Origin of the sequence: Pseudomonas oryzihabitans, assembly GCF_007665395.1 — a bacterium.
Lineage (GTDB): Bacteria > Pseudomonadota > Gammaproteobacteria > Pseudomonadales > Pseudomonadaceae > Chryseomonas > Chryseomonas psychrotolerans_C.
On the sequence record NZ_VDND01000012.1, the window covers coordinates 173561 to 189530 of the forward strand.

At 63.5% G+C, this 15970-nt stretch carries 11 protein-coding genes, 1 other RNA gene and 1 pseudogene; 5 read left to right on the forward strand and 8 right to left on the reverse strand.

The features are described from left to right. Nucleotides 1-97 precede the first annotated feature (97 nt). From recR to smc, 8 genes are all read right to left on the reverse strand, one after another. A complete protein-coding gene (gene recR, locus FSV73_RS21460) occupies nt 98-697 on the reverse strand; it encodes a recombination mediator RecR (protein ID WP_145011224.1) in 600 nt (199 codons plus the stop codon). A gap of 108 nt (nt 698-805) precedes the next feature. Continuing rightward, nucleotides 806-1132, reverse strand: coding sequence for a YbaB/EbfC family nucleoid-associated protein (locus tag FSV73_RS21465; RefSeq protein WP_007162246.1), 327 nt, complete (start codon nt 1130-1132; stop codon nt 806-808). A 33-nt stretch (nt 1133-1165) separates the two neighbouring features. Continuing rightward, on the reverse strand, nt 1166-3163 hold the full coding sequence (gene dnaX / locus FSV73_RS21470; RefSeq protein ID WP_145011227.1) for a DNA polymerase III subunit gamma/tau: 1998 nt from the start codon (nt 3161-3163) through the stop codon (nt 1166-1168). A gap of 175 nt (nt 3164-3338) precedes the next feature. Next, nucleotides 3339-3620, reverse strand: a complete 282-nt coding sequence (locus tag FSV73_RS21475) for a hypothetical protein (RefSeq protein ID WP_145011230.1) — start codon at nt 3618-3620, stop codon at nt 3339-3341. A gap of 184 nt (nt 3621-3804) precedes the next feature. After that, an RNA gene (gene ffs / locus FSV73_RS21480) (signal recognition particle sRNA small type) lies at nt 3805-3901 on the reverse strand. 214 nt (nt 3902-4115) lie between these two features. Continuing rightward, nucleotides 4116-6500 (reverse strand): NAD-dependent DNA ligase LigA, encoded by a 2385-nt coding sequence (ligA, locus tag FSV73_RS21485; protein ID WP_145011233.1) that lies wholly within the window; start codon nt 6498-6500, stop codon nt 4116-4118. Nucleotides 6501-6614: 114 nt separating this feature from the next. Further along, nucleotides 6615-7514 (reverse strand): cell division protein ZipA, encoded by a 900-nt coding sequence (gene zipA, locus FSV73_RS21490; protein ID WP_145011236.1) that lies wholly within the window; start codon nt 7512-7514, stop codon nt 6615-6617. Nucleotides 7515-7719: 205 nt separating this feature from the next. Next, nucleotides 7720-11205, reverse strand: coding sequence for a chromosome segregation protein SMC (smc, locus tag FSV73_RS21495; RefSeq protein WP_145011239.1), 3486 nt, complete (start codon nt 11203-11205; stop codon nt 7720-7722). Between the two features lie 170 nt (nt 11206-11375). On the opposite strand from smc, the gene FSV73_RS21500 reads away from it, so the two are divergent. The 5 genes and pseudogenes from FSV73_RS21500 to FSV73_RS21525 all read left to right on the forward strand — a co-directional run bounded on the left by FSV73_RS21500 (nt 11376) and on the right by FSV73_RS21525 (nt 15710). Beyond that, the gene (locus tag FSV73_RS21500; RefSeq protein WP_145011242.1) at nt 11376-12371 is read left to right on the forward strand and encodes a sulfate ABC transporter substrate-binding protein; all 996 of its coding nucleotides are present in this window, start codon (nt 11376-11378) and stop codon (nt 12369-12371) included. Nucleotides 12372-13028: 657 nt separating this feature from the next. Next, nucleotides 13029-13172: pseudogene (locus FSV73_RS26240) on the forward strand (ATP-binding cassette domain-containing protein); the annotation flags it as partial. A gap of 89 nt (nt 13173-13261) precedes the next feature. Further along, complete coding sequence (locus tag FSV73_RS21515; RefSeq protein ID WP_186309308.1) at nt 13262-14077, forward strand: hypothetical protein; 816 nt, start codon at nt 13262-13264, stop codon at nt 14075-14077. Continuing rightward, nucleotides 14074-14895 carry a hypothetical protein gene (locus FSV73_RS21520; protein WP_260856134.1) on the forward strand — a complete coding sequence of 274 codons (822 nt, stop codon included), beginning with the start codon at nt 14074-14076 and terminating at the stop codon, nt 14893-14895. The genes FSV73_RS21515 and FSV73_RS21520 overlap by 4 nt, the downstream gene beginning before the upstream one ends. Beyond that, the gene (locus tag FSV73_RS21525; RefSeq protein WP_260856135.1) at nt 14892-15710 is read left to right on the forward strand and encodes a hypothetical protein; all 819 of its coding nucleotides are present in this window, start codon (nt 14892-14894) and stop codon (nt 15708-15710) included. Before FSV73_RS21520 ends, FSV73_RS21525 begins: the two co-directional genes overlap by 4 nt. Nucleotides 15711-15970 lie beyond the last annotated feature (260 nt).

Consider the following 15970-nt stretch of genomic DNA (forward strand, 5'->3'; position numbering starts at 1 on the left):
TCCTCGGAAGCAGCTGACTTCCGAGGATGATAATGCTTCTCGATCACGAGATACAGGCTTGTCGGCGTTCCAGAGCCTTTGCCCGGAGACCGGGTCGCTAGAGACTGATCGGCTTGCGCCCGGCGAAGGCGTGGGTCAGGGTGCCGCCGTCGACCAGATCCAGCTCGCCACCCAGGGGCACGCCATGGGCGATCCGCGAGATGATCAGGCCCTTGGGTGCGAGCAGCTGGGCGATGTAGTAGGCGGTCGCCTCGCCTTCCACCGTGGGGTTGGTGGCGATGATCATTTCGGTGAAGCCACCGTCGCTGACGCGGCGCTCCAGCTCGGGCACGCCGATGGCGTCCGGGCCCAGGCCGTCGATGGGCGACAGGTGTCCCTTGAGCACGAAGTAGCGTCCGCGGTAGCCGGTCTGCTCCACGGCGAAGACGTCCATGGGGCCTTCCACCACGCAGAGCAGGCTGTCGTCGCGGCGGCTATCGGCGCAGAACCCGCAGATCTCGTCCTCGCTCAGGGTACGGCACTGGCGGCAGTAGCCTACCCCTTCCATGGCCGCGCTGAGGGCGCTGGCCAGGCGCAGGCCACCCTGGCGTTCACGCTCGAGCAGTTGCAGGGCCATGCGCTGGGCGGACTTCTGGCCGACCCCGGGCAAGACCCGGAGCGCATCGATCAATTGGCGAATCAGGGGACTGAAGCTCATGGACTACCGTAGTGGGGAGCGGGAAAGACGGGCGCCCGCCGGGCACCCGTGGCAAGCGCCCAGGCTCGTTGCCACGCTGGCCGAGCCTGAACGCTTTCCGGACGAGACTTAGAAGGGCATCTTGAAGCCGGGCGGCAACTGCATGCCGGAGGTCATGCCGGACATCTTGTCCTGGCTGTTCTGCTCGATCTTGCGCACGGCATCGTTCACCGCGGCGGCGATCAGGTCTTCGAGGATTTCCTTGTCTTCCTGCATCAGGCTGTCGTCCAGGCTGACGCGCTTGACGTCGTGCCGGCCCGTCATGACGACGCTGACCAGGCCGGCGCCGGATTGACCGGTCACTTCGGCGTTCGCCAGCTCTTCCTGCATCTTCTGCATCTTTTCCTGCATCTGCTGGGCCTGCTTCATCAGGCCGGCCATGCCACCTTTCATCATGTCTGCTACCTCGAACTATGAATTGGAAGCCGGTCAGGCTTGGGTGTCGACCGGCTCGATGGTACCCGCGCGCACCGTGGCGGCGAACTGTTGAATCATCTGGCGGATCAGCGGATCGTCCTGGATGGACTGTTCCGCCTGCCGCTGACGCTCCGCCCGGCGCCGCGCGGCGGCCTGGGCGGGGGTCTCCTGCTCGGGGGTCTGGATGGTCACCTCGAGCGTGATGGTACGTCCCTGCTGCTGGTTCAGCGCATCGTTGAGGCGGCGCTGCTGGTTGGCGTTGAACAGCGCACTCTGCGCCGGATCCAGGTGCAGGTGCCAGCGATCGCCGTCCACCGCCACCAGGGTGCAGTTGGCGGCGATGCTGGCGGTCAGGCCGCCCAGCTTGAGCTCGGGAAACAGCGCCTGCCAGTCGGCGGCCAGGCCGGTCGCCGGCTGAACCGCGGGCGCCGGCGCTGCGGCGACTTCGTCGGCGGCAGGCTCACCGAGGCTGTCCAGGTAGTCGTCCAGCCCCACCTCGTAGTAATCCTCGGCCGGCGGCGGCTCTTCGTCACCGTCCAGATCGTCACCGGAGGTGTCCGCCGGCAACTCGGCGATCACCGTGGCCGCAGGCGTAGTCTCTACCCGCGGCGTGGGCAGCGCGCTCGGCGGCGCCTGGACGGCAACCGGGCTGGCCCGCTCGACCGCTGCCGGAGCCGGTGCCGGTGCCGGTGCCGGCTTGACCTCTACGGGTGCAGGCTCCTCCCAGGGAACATCGACCGCCTCCTCTTCAGGGGTGGTATTGTCCGGAAGTGGCGGCACGGGAATGGATGCGGCTTCCGCCTTGGGCACAGGCGCAGGTGCCGGCGGCACGGGAGCCGCCGCGGCCACCGGACGCCTGTCGGAGTCAGCCGTGGCCGGGCTGGCTCCCGTCGTCTTTAATGCCGGCCGCTCGGGGACGGCCACGTCTGCCGGCCGGAAGGCCAGCATGCGCAGCAACACCATCTCGAAGCCGTGCCGCGGGTCCGGCGCCAGGGGCAGATCCCGCCGCCCCACCAAGCCGAGCTGGTAGTAGTACTGGACGTCTTCCGCCGGCAGGGTCTGCGCCAGGGTCAGCACCCGCTCGCGATCACCCTGGCCATTGTCCACCGCCTCGGGCAGCACCTGGGCGATGGCTACCCGGTGCAGCACATTGAGCAGCTCGGCCAGTACGCCGCTCCAGTCGGGCCCCTGTTCGGCCAGGTGACGCACCGCGTCCAGGACGGCGCGGCCATCCCCTTCCAGCAGCGCCTGGAGGACGTCGTAGACCTGGCCATGGTCGAGGGTCCCGAGCATGGCGCGCACATCGGCGGCCAATACCTTGCCCTCGCCGAAAGCGATCGCCTGGTCGGTCAGGCTCATGGCATCGCGCATGGAGCCGTCGGCCGCGCGCCCCAGCAGCCAGAGGGCATCGTCCTCGAAGGAGATGCTTTCCGCCGCCAATACCTGCTGCAGGTGCGCGACGACGCGCTCCGGCGGCATATTCTTCAGGGCGAATTGCAGGCAGCGCGAGAGGATGGTGACCGGCAGCTTCTGCGGATCGGTGGTGGCGAGCAGGAACTTGACGTGGGGCGGCGGCTCTTCCAGCGTCTTGAGCAGGGCGTTGAAGCTGTGGGTGGAGAGCATGTGCACCTCGTCGATGAGGTACACCTTGTAGCGCCCGCGGGACGGCGCGTATTGCACGTTCTCCAGCAGTTCGCGGGTGTCTTCCACCTTGGTGCGGCTGGCGGCGTCCACCTCGATGAGATCGACGAAACGGCCTTCGTCGATCTCGCGGCAGACCGAGCAGCTGCCACAGGGCGTCGAGCTGATGCCGGTCTCGCAGTTCAGGCACTTGGCCAGGATCCGCGCGATGGTGGTCTTGCCCACCCCGCGGGTGCCGGTGAAGAGATAGGCGTGGTGCAGCCGCTCGTTGTCCAGCGCATTGATCAGCGCCTTGAGCACATGGGTCTGGCCGACCATTTCGCGGAACGACCGCGGGCGCCATTTGCGCGCAAGAACCTGGTAACTCATCGAGACCTGATCAGGAGAAGACTGGGGGAGCACATGCTAACGAAGAGGGGCGGCGAATGCATCCCGCAGCGTTGCCGCGGGGCAACGCCATGCGGGTTCGCCTACCCGCTCAGATGAGGGCGACCCGGGGTGTTTTCAAGCGATCAGGCCCCGTTTGGGGCAGGACGGCGTGGCGTCAGGCGCGCAGGCAGTGGTCTTCGCCATCGGCCAGCACGACGCTGGAGACGTAGGCCGCCAGGGCATCCAGCTGGGCGCGCAGGCCGGCCACGGTGGCGTTCAGCTTGAAGGGATTGTTCGCTTCCTCGTTGCTCAGGGTGAACCTGATCAACAGCAGCGGCTCGCTGGGATGGTAGATCTGGGCGATCAGCGTCGCGTCGCTTTCGCGTCGGCAATCGACGCGGTAGGGATGGAGGCCGTAGCTGAGGGCGCGTCCTGCGCTTTCGAGTCCGTTCTTCACGAGGGTTCCTTGGACCTGGGTCCAGCAGTGATGAGTCAGCACGCATGATGGCACGCGGCCATGTGCATAAACAGTGCAGCTCGTCACTCTTTACTGCGCTAAGGAGTTCACAGGCACGAAAGGCGCTGCGTAAGGGACGAACGGAAGGAGTGGGGGGAAAAGCGGGGGGCAGAAATGGAGGTGGCCCCGCCAGCCACACCCCGGCACACGACATCACCGCTGCGGCTGCTCCCTTCCGGGCCTGACCGGGTTCACGGTTGATCGTTGCGGGGGGACCGACAGAGCCACCATAACGCCTCACCCTGAGGTGAGGTGCGTCATTCTACGCGGTTGAGGCGAAGTTGCAAGCCATACAAGGACTTAGCCGCCGTCGTGCGCGCCCTAAAATACTATTGGCCCATCCCGCCGAAGCCCTGGAGTCCCTCCCCTCGCTTCATCGCGGCGGTAAAGGCTCCCCGGCAATACCGCCCGGCACCATGACCAAGGGCGCCTTGGTCAACCCGCGCCTTGCGCCTCGAGGATCTGCAGGAAGGCCTCCTGGTCCAGTACCTTGACCCCCAGCTCGTTGGCCTTGGTCAGTTTGGACCCCGCCCCTGGACCGGCGACCACCACGGCGGTCTTGGCAGATACCGACCCCGAGACCTTGGCGCCGAGGGCTTCCAAACGCTCCTTCGCCTCGTCGCGACTCATGGCCTCCAGGGTGCCGGTGAGCACCCAGGTCTGGCCGGCGAAGGGCAGCCCCTGCACGGCTTGCCGGGTACTCTCCCAGTGCATGCCGAAGGCCTTGAGCTGCGCCTCGATGGCCAGCGCCTTGGCGACGTTGTCCGCCGCGGCGAAGTATTCGCGCAGGCCCTGCTTGGCCCTCTCGTTGAGTCCGGCCAGGGTCTTGAAGGTCAGCCAGTCCTGGGAGCCTTCGATCAGTGCGGCCAGGCTGGGAAAGGCCGCGGCCAGCGTCTTGGCGCCGGTCTTGCCGAGGTAGGGAATGTGCAGCTGGTCGAGGAAGTCGGCGAAGGCGGCGTAGCCGGAGAACTCCGCGTGGACCTCGCCTTCGTCGGCCAGCTGGATGCCGTTGGCCAGCAGCGCCTCCAGCACGTCGCGATTGTGCGCGGACTGGAAGAAATTATGGATCTCGAAGGCCACCTCCGGCCCTATGTCCGGCAGATAGACCAATACCTCGGGCAACGCTTCGCGGATGCGCTGCAGGCTGCCCAGGGCGCGCGCCAGGCGCTTGGCGGTCTCCTCCCCTACCTCTGGGATGCCGAGGGCGAAGATGAAGCGTGCCAGGCTCGGCGTGCGGCTCGCCTCGATGGCGGCCAGCAGGTTACGACTCGATACCTCGGCGAAGCCTTCGAGCTCGATGACCTGTTCGTAGGCCAGGGTGTAGAGATCCGCCGGCGACTTCACCAGCTCACGGTCCACCAGTTGCTCGACGATGCGATCACCCAGGCCGTCGATGTCCATGGCGCGGCGCGAAGCGAAATGGATGATCGCCTGCTTGAGCTGGGCCTGGCAGGCCAGGCGACCGACGCAGCGATAGACCGCGCCCTCGCTCACCGACTCCTTGCCCTTGCCGCGCTTCACCAGCTGGGTGCGCTCCACCGCCGACCCGCACACCGGGCAATGGGTGGGGATTTCCACCGGACGGGCATCCGCCGGCCGCCGCTCCGGCACCACCTGCATGATCTGCGGAATGACATCGCCGGCGCGACGCACGATCACGCTGTCGCCGATCATCACGCCCAGGCGAGCGATCTCGTCCATGTTGTGCAGGGTGGCGTTGGTTACGGTGACCCCCGCCACCTGCACCGGCTTGAGGCGGGCCACCGGGGTGATGGCACCAGTGCGCCCCACCTGGAATTCGACGTTGAGCAGTTCAGTCAGCTCTTCGCGGGCGGGAAACTTGTGCGCCAGCGCCCAGCGCGGCTCCCGCGCCCGGAAGCCCAGCTCACCCTGCCAATCCAGGCGATTGACCTTGTAGACCACCCCATCGATCTCGTAGGCCAGGGCATCGCGGCGCTGGCCGATGTCCTGGTAGTAGGCCCGGCACCCCTCCGCGCCGCGCACCTTGCGCAGCTCGCGGCTGATGGGAATGCCCCACTCGCGGAGCTGCTGGAGAATGTCGTACTGGGTGTCCGGCAGCGCACCGCCCTCGACCCGCCCGAACCCGTAGCAGCAGAACTCCAGCGGCCGCTGGGCGGTGATGCGCGAATCCAGCTGGCGCAGGCTGCCGGCCGCGGCGTTGCGCGGATTGGCGAAGGTCTTGCCGCCGCTTTCCATGGCCCGGGCGTTCAGCGCCTCGAAGCCGGCGCGTGACATGAACACCTCGCCACGCACCTCCAGCACCGCCGGCCACCCTTCGCCTTGCAGGCGCAACGGCACGTTGCGGACGGTGCGCACGTTGGTGGTGATGTCTTCACCGGTGGTGCCATCGCCCCGGGTCGCGCCCCGTACCAGCAGGCCATCTTCATACAGCAGGCTGACCGCCAGGCCGTCGAGCTTGGGCTCGCAGGTGTATTCCACCCCCGAATCCGGTCCGGTGAAGTCGGTCTCGCCGAATTCCTCGCGTAGGCGCTTGCCCACGCTGCGGTCGAAATCCTGCAGGTTCTCGTCGGCGAAGGCATTGCCCAGGCTGAGCATGGGCACCTCGTGACGGATGGTGCCGAAGGCGGCCAGGGCCGAGCCACTGACCCTCTGGGTGGGCGAATCGGGCGTCACCAGCTCGGGGTGCTCGGCCTCCAGCGTCTTGAGTTCGCCGAACAGCCGGTCGTACTCGGCATCGGGCACGCTCGGCTCGTCCAGCACGTAGTAGCGGTAGTTGTGGGCATCGATCTCGCTGCGCAGGGCGGCGATGCGGGTGACGGCATTCTGGGCGTCGGTCATGGCGGTCTCTCACTGTCGCCACCCCGGGGTGGCCCTGGCGGCACCCATGGTGCCGCGGCAAAACGTACAAACAAAAAGAGCAGCCGAGGCTGCTCTTGGTTCGCTCCGGCGCGATCAACGCTTGAGCATCAGGCTCTTGCGCTCGAAGTCGACGATGCGCTGGCGATAGTGCTCGATGGTCTGGGCGGTCATGACACTGCGCTGCTCGTCCTTCAGCTCGCCATTGAGTTCGGACGACAGCTTGCGCGCCGCGGCCACCATCAGGTCGAAGGCCTGCTTGGGATGCCGCGGACCGGGCAGGCCGAGGAAGAAGCTCACCGCCGGGGTATGGAAGTCGTCGATGGCATCCAGGTCGAAGGTGCCCGGGCGCACGGCGTTGGCCATGGAGAACAGCACCTCGCCATTGCCGGACATGCTCTCGTGCCGATGGAAGATGTCCATGTCACCGAATCTCAGCCCGCTCTCGAGGATGTTCTGCAGCAGCGCCGGACCTGAGAAGCCCTTCTCGTCACGGGAGATGACGTTGATCACCAGCACCTCGTCGACCGGCGCCATGGCGGCACTGCCGCCGGCGCTACCGGTCGGCTCGCTGACCGGCTCGCGCTCGGGCGCCTTGGCGCTCAGCGGCTTTTCCTTGCGCGGCTTGTCGCGACCCCGCAGCGGGACTTCGTCGGCATCGGCCGCCAGGCCGCCCAGGCTCTCGTCACCGGCGGACAGGTCGAAATCGTCGGCCTTGGGTTCCTCGCGCCGCTCTTCACGCCGCTTGCGCTGGGTGGCACGCGGTGGCGTGGGCTCGCCCGGATCGTCCAGCGAAGGCTCCTTCGGCTCTATCACGCGCGTCGGACCGACGATTTCCGGATCCCCGTCCTCGTGTTCCGGATGATTGCTCAGCGACTGGTCAAGCTTGAACTTGAGCTTGCCCTTGCCACTCATGCGACGCCAACCATCGAAAAGAATACCGGCGATGACGATGACGCCGATGATGATCAGCCACTCGCGCAGACCCATATCCATGAAAAAGACATACCCCTGTGAAAATAATGAACCGACATCCGTCGGGAAACTTTGGAAAGTCATCGCCTGCGAGGCCTTTCCAAAACGTCCGGAACCTACGCCAAGTCAGTGTTCTTGCTCGCTTTTTCCACTTAACAGACAAGCGGCCATAAGCTAGCACGACTGCCGCCAACTTTACACCGCCACACCGCCAGGCTGTGGGGCACTACGCGTCGACCATGGCCACCGCCTCTTCCACATCCACCGCCACCAGACGCGAGCACCCGGGCTCATGCATCGTCACGCCCAATAGCTGATCGGCCATTTCCATGGCGATCTTGTTGTGCGTGATGTAAATGAACTGCACCTTCTCCGCCATGCTCTTGACCAACCGCGCGTAGCGGCCGACGTTGGCATCGTCCAGGGGTGCGTCCACCTCATCGAGCATGCAGAAGGGTGCTGGGTTGAGTTGGAAGATGGCGAAGACCAGCGCCAGGGCCGTCAAGGCCTTTTCCCCACCCGAGAGCAAATGGATGGTGCTGTTCTTCTTACCCGGCGGCCGCGCCATGATCGCAACCCCGGTATCGAGTAGATCTTCCCCGGTAAGTTCCAAGTAGGCGCTGCCGCCACCGAAAACTTTCGGAAACAGCACCTGCAGGCCGTGGTTGATCTGGTCGAAGGTATCCTTGAAGCGATTGCGCGTTTCCCGGTCGATCTTGCGGATCACGCTTTCCAGGGTCTCCAATGCCTCGACCAAGTCAGCGTTCTGGGCATCCAGGTAGGTCTTGCGCTCGGCCTGCTGCTGATACTCGTCGATGGCCGCCAGGTTGATCGGTCCGAGCCGGGCAATACGGGCCGCGAGGGCTTCCAGCTCCTGCTCCCAGGCCGCCTCGCTGGCATCGGCCGGCAAGCTGGCAATCACCGTCGGCAGGTCGTAGCCGTCGGCCGCCAGTTGCTCGGCGAAGCCGCTGCGGCGCGTGGCCAGGCCCTGCCACTCCAGCCGATGCTGTTCCAGCTGACCGCGCAGCACCGTCGCCTGCTGCTCCGCCTGCAGGCGCCGCCGCTCGAAGTCGCGCAGCTCGCGATCAGCGTCCTCCAGCGCCAGCCGCGCCGTACGCATCTCCTCATCCACCTGCAGCCGCCGCTCGAGCAGCTCCTCCAGGCGCAGACGCAGCTCGTCGAGCGGTTCGCCGCCCTCGTCCAGGTTGAGCGTGAGCTGCTCGCAGCGCTCGCCGAGACGCGCGGTCTGCAATTCGAGGCGCTCCAGTGCCTGGAGCGTCGACTGACGCTGGGCTCTTAAGGTGGTCAGCCGGACGGTGAGCTGATGCTGCTGCTCCTGGGCCTGCCGCTGCCGCTGCCGCGCCGACTCCACCGCTTGCCGGTGGCGGTCGCGCTGCTCCTGCAACTGCGCCCGCTGCTCGGTATCCACGGCCATGGCGTCGAGCGCGTCCTGCAGCCGCAAGCGGCATTCGCCCAGTTCTTCCTGCTCCCGCGCCAGTAGCTCCTCGACATCCTTGAGGTCGGCCTCCAACTGGCGCCGGCGGATGCTCAACTGCTCGGCCCGCGCCTGCTGGGCGGAAAGCTGGGCGCGAGACTCGGCCAGGCGCTGCTGCTCCTGCTGCTGCCGGCGCCGGGCGTCGTCACGTTCGCCTTCCAGCCGCTGCTGGGTAGCGCGCCTATCGTCCAGACGCTCCTGCTGCTGCGCGAGCCCTTCGCTCAACTCAAGGCGGCGCTCCTGCAATTCCTCCAGCTCGCGACCACGGGCCAGCACGCTGCCCTCGGCGGCCTGGGCGCGACGCACGCGCAGGAAATGCCGGGAGATCCAATAGCCTTCCGGGGTGATCAGACTCTGCCCCGGCGCCAGGTCAGCCCGCCGGGCCAAGGCCTCGTCGTAGCCACTCGCGACCAGCACCTGCCCGAGCCAGGGCGACAGGTCCCGCGGCGCCTGCACCTTTTCCAGCAGGCTGCCCGCTGCCACGGGCACCGCGCCGGGCAGCGCCAGGCTCAGGGCGCCGCTGGCGAAGGTATCGAGGCGCAGGGCGGCCAGGTCATCCAGGCAAACCGCCTGCAGGTCACTGCCGAGCACGGTCTCCACCGCCAGCTCCCACCCGGACTCGACCTGCACGTCGTCCGCCAGCTGCGGCGCCTGCAGGAGCCCTTCGGCGTCGAGCCACTGGGCCGCACCGGTGTCGGGCGCCAGGGCCGCCTGCTGCAGGGCCTCCAGCGAGGCGATGCGTCCTTCCAGGCGCTGCAGCTCACCCTGGCGCTGGCTCTGCTCGTTGGCCAGCGTCAACAAGTCTTCGCGGAGCCGCTGCAGGCCATCGGCGATCTGCATCTCCTGTTCCGCCAGGCCTTCCAGCAGGAGTTCGTCTTCGGCGATCTGCTCTTCGAGGGCGACCAGGCGGTCGGACGGCCCGTCCTCGCCGAGCAGGGTGCGCTCGTCACGCAGTCGTCGCTGCCGCTCCACGCCGCGCTCCAGGCTCTGTTCCAGGGACCGGATGCGCGCCTGCTGCACGTCCGCTTCCCGTTGCGGCTCGACACTGGCCGCGCTGAGTGCTTCCCAGCGCTGCTGCCAGTCGGCCAGGGCCATTTCGGCCTCCTCCAGGGCAGCGCTCCCCTCCTCGCCCAGGTCACGCGCCGCCTCTTCCTCCGGTTCGAGCATCGCCAGCTCCTCCTCGAAGGTGGCGAGCAGCACCCGGTCGTGCTCCAGGTGGGATTCCGCCTCGCTGCGCGCCTGTTCGGCCTCGCGCAGGTCATCCTGCAGTTGGCGCTGGCGCTGCTGGCCGTGCTGGATGGTCTGCTCCAGGCGGGCGATGTCGCCACCCAAGGAGTAGAAACGCCCCTGCACCTGGTTAAACGCCTCGCTCAGCTCGTGATGACCGTCGCGCAGCCGCTCAATGCCGGCATCCGCCTGGCGCTGCTCGGCGGTCAGGGCTTCGAGGGCGGTCTCCTGGTCGCGGATCACCTTCTCGCGCTGCACGACGCGGCCATCTAGCTCGCGCCAGCGGACCGCCTGCAATTGCGCCTTGAGTTGCCGCTCTTCCTGCTTGAAGGCCTGGAAGCGCTCGGCCGACTGCGCCTGGCGATGCAGTCGCTCCAGCTGGCGCTCCAGCTCCTCGCGCAAGTCGGTCAGGCGGGCGAGATTCTCCTGGGTACGACGAATGCGACTCTCGGTCTCGCGCCGGCGCTCCTTGTACTTGGAGATCCCCGCGGCCTCCTCGATGTAGTGCCGCAGGTCCTCGGGGCGCGCCTCGATGAGCTTGGAGATCATCCCCTGCTCGATGATCGAATAGCTGCGCGGCCCCAGGCCTGTGCCCAGGAAGATGTCGGTGATGTCGCGCCGGCGGCACTTGGTGCCGTTGAGGAAATAGGTGTTCTGGCCTTCGCGGGTCACCCGGCGGCGGATGGAGATTTCCGCGTAGCTGGCGTATTCGCCCACCAGCGTGTGGTCGGAGTTGTCGAAGATCAGCTCGATGGAGGCCTGGGACACCGGCTTGCGGCTGTTGGAGCCATTGAAGATGACGTCGGTCATCGACTCGCCGCGCAGGTTCTTGGCCGAGCTCTCGCCCATCACCCAGCGCACGGCATCGATGATGTTCGACTTGCCGCAACCATTGGGGCCGACCACCGCTGCCATGTTGCTCGGGAAATTCACCGTCGTCGGATCGACGAAGGATTTGAATCCCGCCAGCTTGATCGACCTCAACCGCATCTCAGGAGCCCTTGTCCACCGCGCCGTGCCCAACCGCGGGCCAAAAGCTGGGAGTCTACCATCGGCGGGCCCTGCTGCCGTCGCCGTGCATTACCTTATTTCCAGCCGTTCTGCACGGGCGCCGGGGCGACAGGCTATAGTCCTGCACCTTCCCACCGCAGGATGCCCCCATGAAGAGATTTCGCCTCCCCCTGCTCGCCGCCGCCCTGGCGGCCAGCGCCCAGGTCCTGGCCGCCCCGCCGCTGCTCAACGTCTCCTACGACGTCATGCGCGACTTCTACAAGGACTACAACCCGGCCTTCCAAGCCCGTTGGAAAGCCGAGCATGGGGATACCCCGGTGATCCAGATGTCCCACGGCGGCTCCAGCAAGCAGGCCCGCGCGGTCATCGACGGCCTGCAGGCCGATGTCATCACCATGAACCAGGCCACCGACATCCAGGCCCTGGCCGACCGCGGCCTGGTGCCCAAGGACTGGGAAAACCGCCTGCCGGATCGCAGCGCGCCCTTCACCTCCGCCACGGTGCTGATCGTGCGCCAGGGCAATCCCAAGGGCATCCACGACTGGTCCGACCTGCTCAAGGACGGCGTCCAGGTGATCGTGCCCAATCCCAAGACCTCCGGAAACGGTCGCTACACCTATCTCTCGGCATGGGCCTACGCCCTGCGCCAGCCGGGCGGCGACGAGCAGACGGCTCGCAGCTTCGTCGGCGAGCTATTCAAGCACGTGCCCATCCTCGACACCGGCGGTCGCGCCGCCACCACTACCTTCATGAAGAACCAGCAGGGCGATGTCCTGGTGACCTTCGAGAACGAAGCCGAGATGATCGCGCGGGAATTCGGCCGTGGCGGCTTCGAGGTGGTCTACCCGAGCCTCTCGGTGCAGGCCGAGCCGCCGGTGAGCGTGGTGGACAGTGTCGTCGACAAGAAAGGCACCCGCGCCGAGGCCGAGGAGTACCTCAAGTACCTCTGGTCCGAGGAAGGCCAGAAGATCGCCGCGGACAACTTCCTCCGCCCGCGCAACGCCAGCGTACTGGCCCGCTACGCCGACCGTTTCCCCAAGCTCGAACTGATCGATGCCCAGCAGGAATTCGGTCCCTGGGCCAGCATCCAGAAGACCCACTTCGCCGACGGCGGTGTCTTCGACCAGCTCTATATGCCCCAGTGAAACGCCCGCGCCCGCGCCCGGCCAGGTGCCGGGCGTCTGGCAGGCATAAAAGACGCGCGCACAAAAACACCGCCCGGAGGCGGTGTTTTCGTTTATTTGGAGCGGGAAACGAGACTCGAACTCGCGACCCCGACCTTGGCAAGGTCGTGCGCTCCAAACCGAGGTCTTTCCATACCGAATCCTGAAGGCGTAGACGCACGAAAAAATAGTGCCGTTCAGCCCTAAATACGGCGCGTTCCGAATCGTTGAATTTTAGAGCCTTGCGTCTTCACAGGATGATATTGAGTCCACTCACGCAGCCTCGACTCGCTGGATGACTCAGGGCAGCACAGACCGCGCACGCCGTCCTGGTAGCCGCGAAGTCGCCAAGCTTTCAAGCCGACTGTTAGTGCCCTCAGAAGCCGATATTCGATAAGGAATTCATATCGGGAGCCAGGACTCGGCAGGTACGCCGGACTGGCGCCAAACCCCATGAGCCCCGCTCTTGCCAGGGTCGATGACAAAGCCCAGCGGGGGTGAATCTGCCCTAGGCCAAGGGCGTAGCCGTCGACCGCAATGGCCGTGTGCGGGACCTCGCAAAGATGCAGTGGAGCAAGGATGCCGAACACTCACCAGACCGATCTGGTCAGGCTCGAAACTGTCACCCATACCTATCCGTTGGAGCAGTCTGCACAGCCGGTTTTACACGCTGTGTCCTTGTCGGTTCCCACCGGCCAAAGTTGCGCCATCATCGGCGCCTCCGGCTCTGGAAAAAGCACGCTGCTCAATTTGATCGGCCTGCTCGACCAACCGACCTCGGGACGTACCTGCTCGCCGGCGAAGATCACCACTCCTTACGCAGTCATTCAGAGATGGGCTTATAGCCCTCTCCGTCTTATCGGAGCACACCCATGAACTTCACGATAAAAAATCCTAGTACAACCACACTTACAAAAATACCCAACAAAGAAAGCCTGCCATTACAAAACAAAAAAGAATACAACATAGAACACACATACAGCACTAAGGACACGACTGTATCGATCTCCAACGCCGGCCAAGCCCTCTATATTCAAAACAGCGCAACCGCGCGCCAGGCTACAATGACCAAGGGAGAGCTGAACCAGCTGTACGCAAACACCTGGTCTGATGTATACAACTTCAGCCTGATGCTTGCTAGCAAAAATTACAATAAAGACGACTATCTGCCAAAGACAAATGAACCGGCTCGACTAGAGCTTGGGCAGAGATCCTTGGAATACGCCATATCACTTCACCAATCGCCACAGGGAAATACACCCAATCCCTTTACCGGAATGGCCAGAAACAACTTGAGCGCCGTAGTCTACGATGACTCCGGCACCTATACCATGGCTGAGCGCTACGCTGCATCCGTAGAACTTCGAGATCAGGATAACGCCTACTTTTCCAAGCTCGCAACCAAGCTCACCAACGGGGGCGACAACCGAGAATTCTTCAAAGGTATTTTGGATTATTTCGATGACCTACCGCCGGTGGAAAAGTCGCCTTATCCTGACAGCTATAGAGCCAGCATCGACAGTCTGTATCAAGAACAACTGGATCTTTGGGGACCCCTTGATCAAGTCAAGCAACCTACCGGGGAGCGTGACAAAAGATTATCCGAAAGCTTGTTCAAGCCAGGGCAGTCACCGCAGGAAATGCTGCAAATCGTCTTGGAGAAAGCGCTCGAGAGCGTTAGATCATGAACCTATCGATCAAACCCTATCTGTCCGGCGTTGTCGCGGTCGCGAAAACACCTACCAAAGAAGAATCATCTGCGCCCAGTAAAAACGAGGGCGCTAGCGCAAACCCCAGCACCACCAAGAAGCAAAGCATATTGATCTCCAGCACTGCTCAGGTGCGCTACATTCAAAGCAGTGCCGCAGAAAGACAGTCGAAGATATCGAAAGGAGAATTAAATAGCTTACATTCAAAAAGCCAAAGCGAACTCTACAACTTCAGCCTGCTAATCTACAAAAAAAACTATAACAGAGAAAGCTTGTTAGCCAAGACGGATGACCCAGAACGACTTGCAATCTCCGAAAGATCCTTGGACTATGCCATCGGCCTATCTCTCTCCCCACCTCAATTTATCAAGAACCCCTTCGAGGGCATGGCACGAAATGATGTGAGCGCCATAGTCTATGACGACACCGGGACCTTTACAGATGCTGAGCGCTATGCAGCTTACGGAGAGCTAAGCAGACAGGACGAGGAATACTTTTCCAAACTCTCAACCAGGCTCACCAACGGGGGCGACAACCGTGAATTCTTCAAAGGTATTTTGGATTATTTCGATGACCTAACGCCGGTGGAAAAGTCGCCTTATCCTGACAGCTATAGAGCCAGCATCGACAGTCTGCATCAAGATCAACTGGATCTCTGGGGACCTCTTGATCAAGTCAAGCAACCTACTGGGGAGCGTGACGAAAGATTATCCGAAAGTTTGTTCAAGCTAGGGCAGTCACCGCAGGAAATGCTGCAAGCCGTCTTGGAGAAAGCGCTCGAGAGCGTTAAATCATGAATCTATCGATCAAACCCTATCTGTCCGGCATTGTCCCGAAAACATCTACCAAGGAAGAATCACGCGCGCCCAACAAAAACGAGGGCACCAGCGCAAACCCCAGCACCCATAAGACGAAAACCCTGTCAATCTCCCTCGCGGCACAGGCACGCTATTTTCAAAGCGCCGCTATCGAACGCCAAACAGCCATGTCAAAAAGCCAGCTACAAGGCCTGCATGAAAAATCAAACCAGGACATCGTGAAATTTTCACAGATTATTGTGAGCGGAAAGTTTGACAAGGAAGATTACCTTCCAAAAACAAAGGACCCAGAGCGACTGGCATTAGGACAAAAAGCGCTAGACTTCGCGATCGCACGCGCTCAACTCCCACCAACATCTGCTCCCAACCCTTTCTCAGGCATGGCGCGTAATGATCTTAGCGCTATTTTTTACGACGACACTCAGAGCTACACAGTAGCTGAGCGAAAGGCCGCCTTCACGGAGCTTAGCAAGCAGGACAACGAGTATTTTTCGCAATTATCTCTCAAATTGACGAACGGTGGAGATAACCGTGAGTTCTTTAAAAGTCTCTTGGATTACTTTGCTGACCTACCCCCTGTAGAACAGTCGGTTTATCCGGACGGGCATAAGACTCGCATGAGCAGCCTCTATCAAGAACAGCTGGAGCTGTGGGGTCCGCTCAACCTGATCAAGCATCCTAGCAAGAAAGATCATGAGAAATTCTCCGGAGGCCTATTCCAAGAGGGGCGGTCGCCACAGAAGATGCTGGAGGCCGTCTTCGAGGAAGCGCTGGCGCTCATCAGGCGACGGTAGATACCTGTCCTACCTTGATTCGCCTGGATACGGATGGCGGCAGTTTCATGACAGACCCTGAAGGCTTCCGGACGACCCGAGCGATAGTACCTGCTGAGCCCAGTCGCTACGGAGCATTCGAGAAGACGCCTCGAGCATACCCGGCCCACGCAGGAGGCGCCCAAACGAAAACACCGCCCGGAGGCGGTGTTTTCGTTTATTTGGAGCGGGAAACGAGACTCGAACTCGCGACCCCGACCTTGGCAAGGTCGTGCTCTACC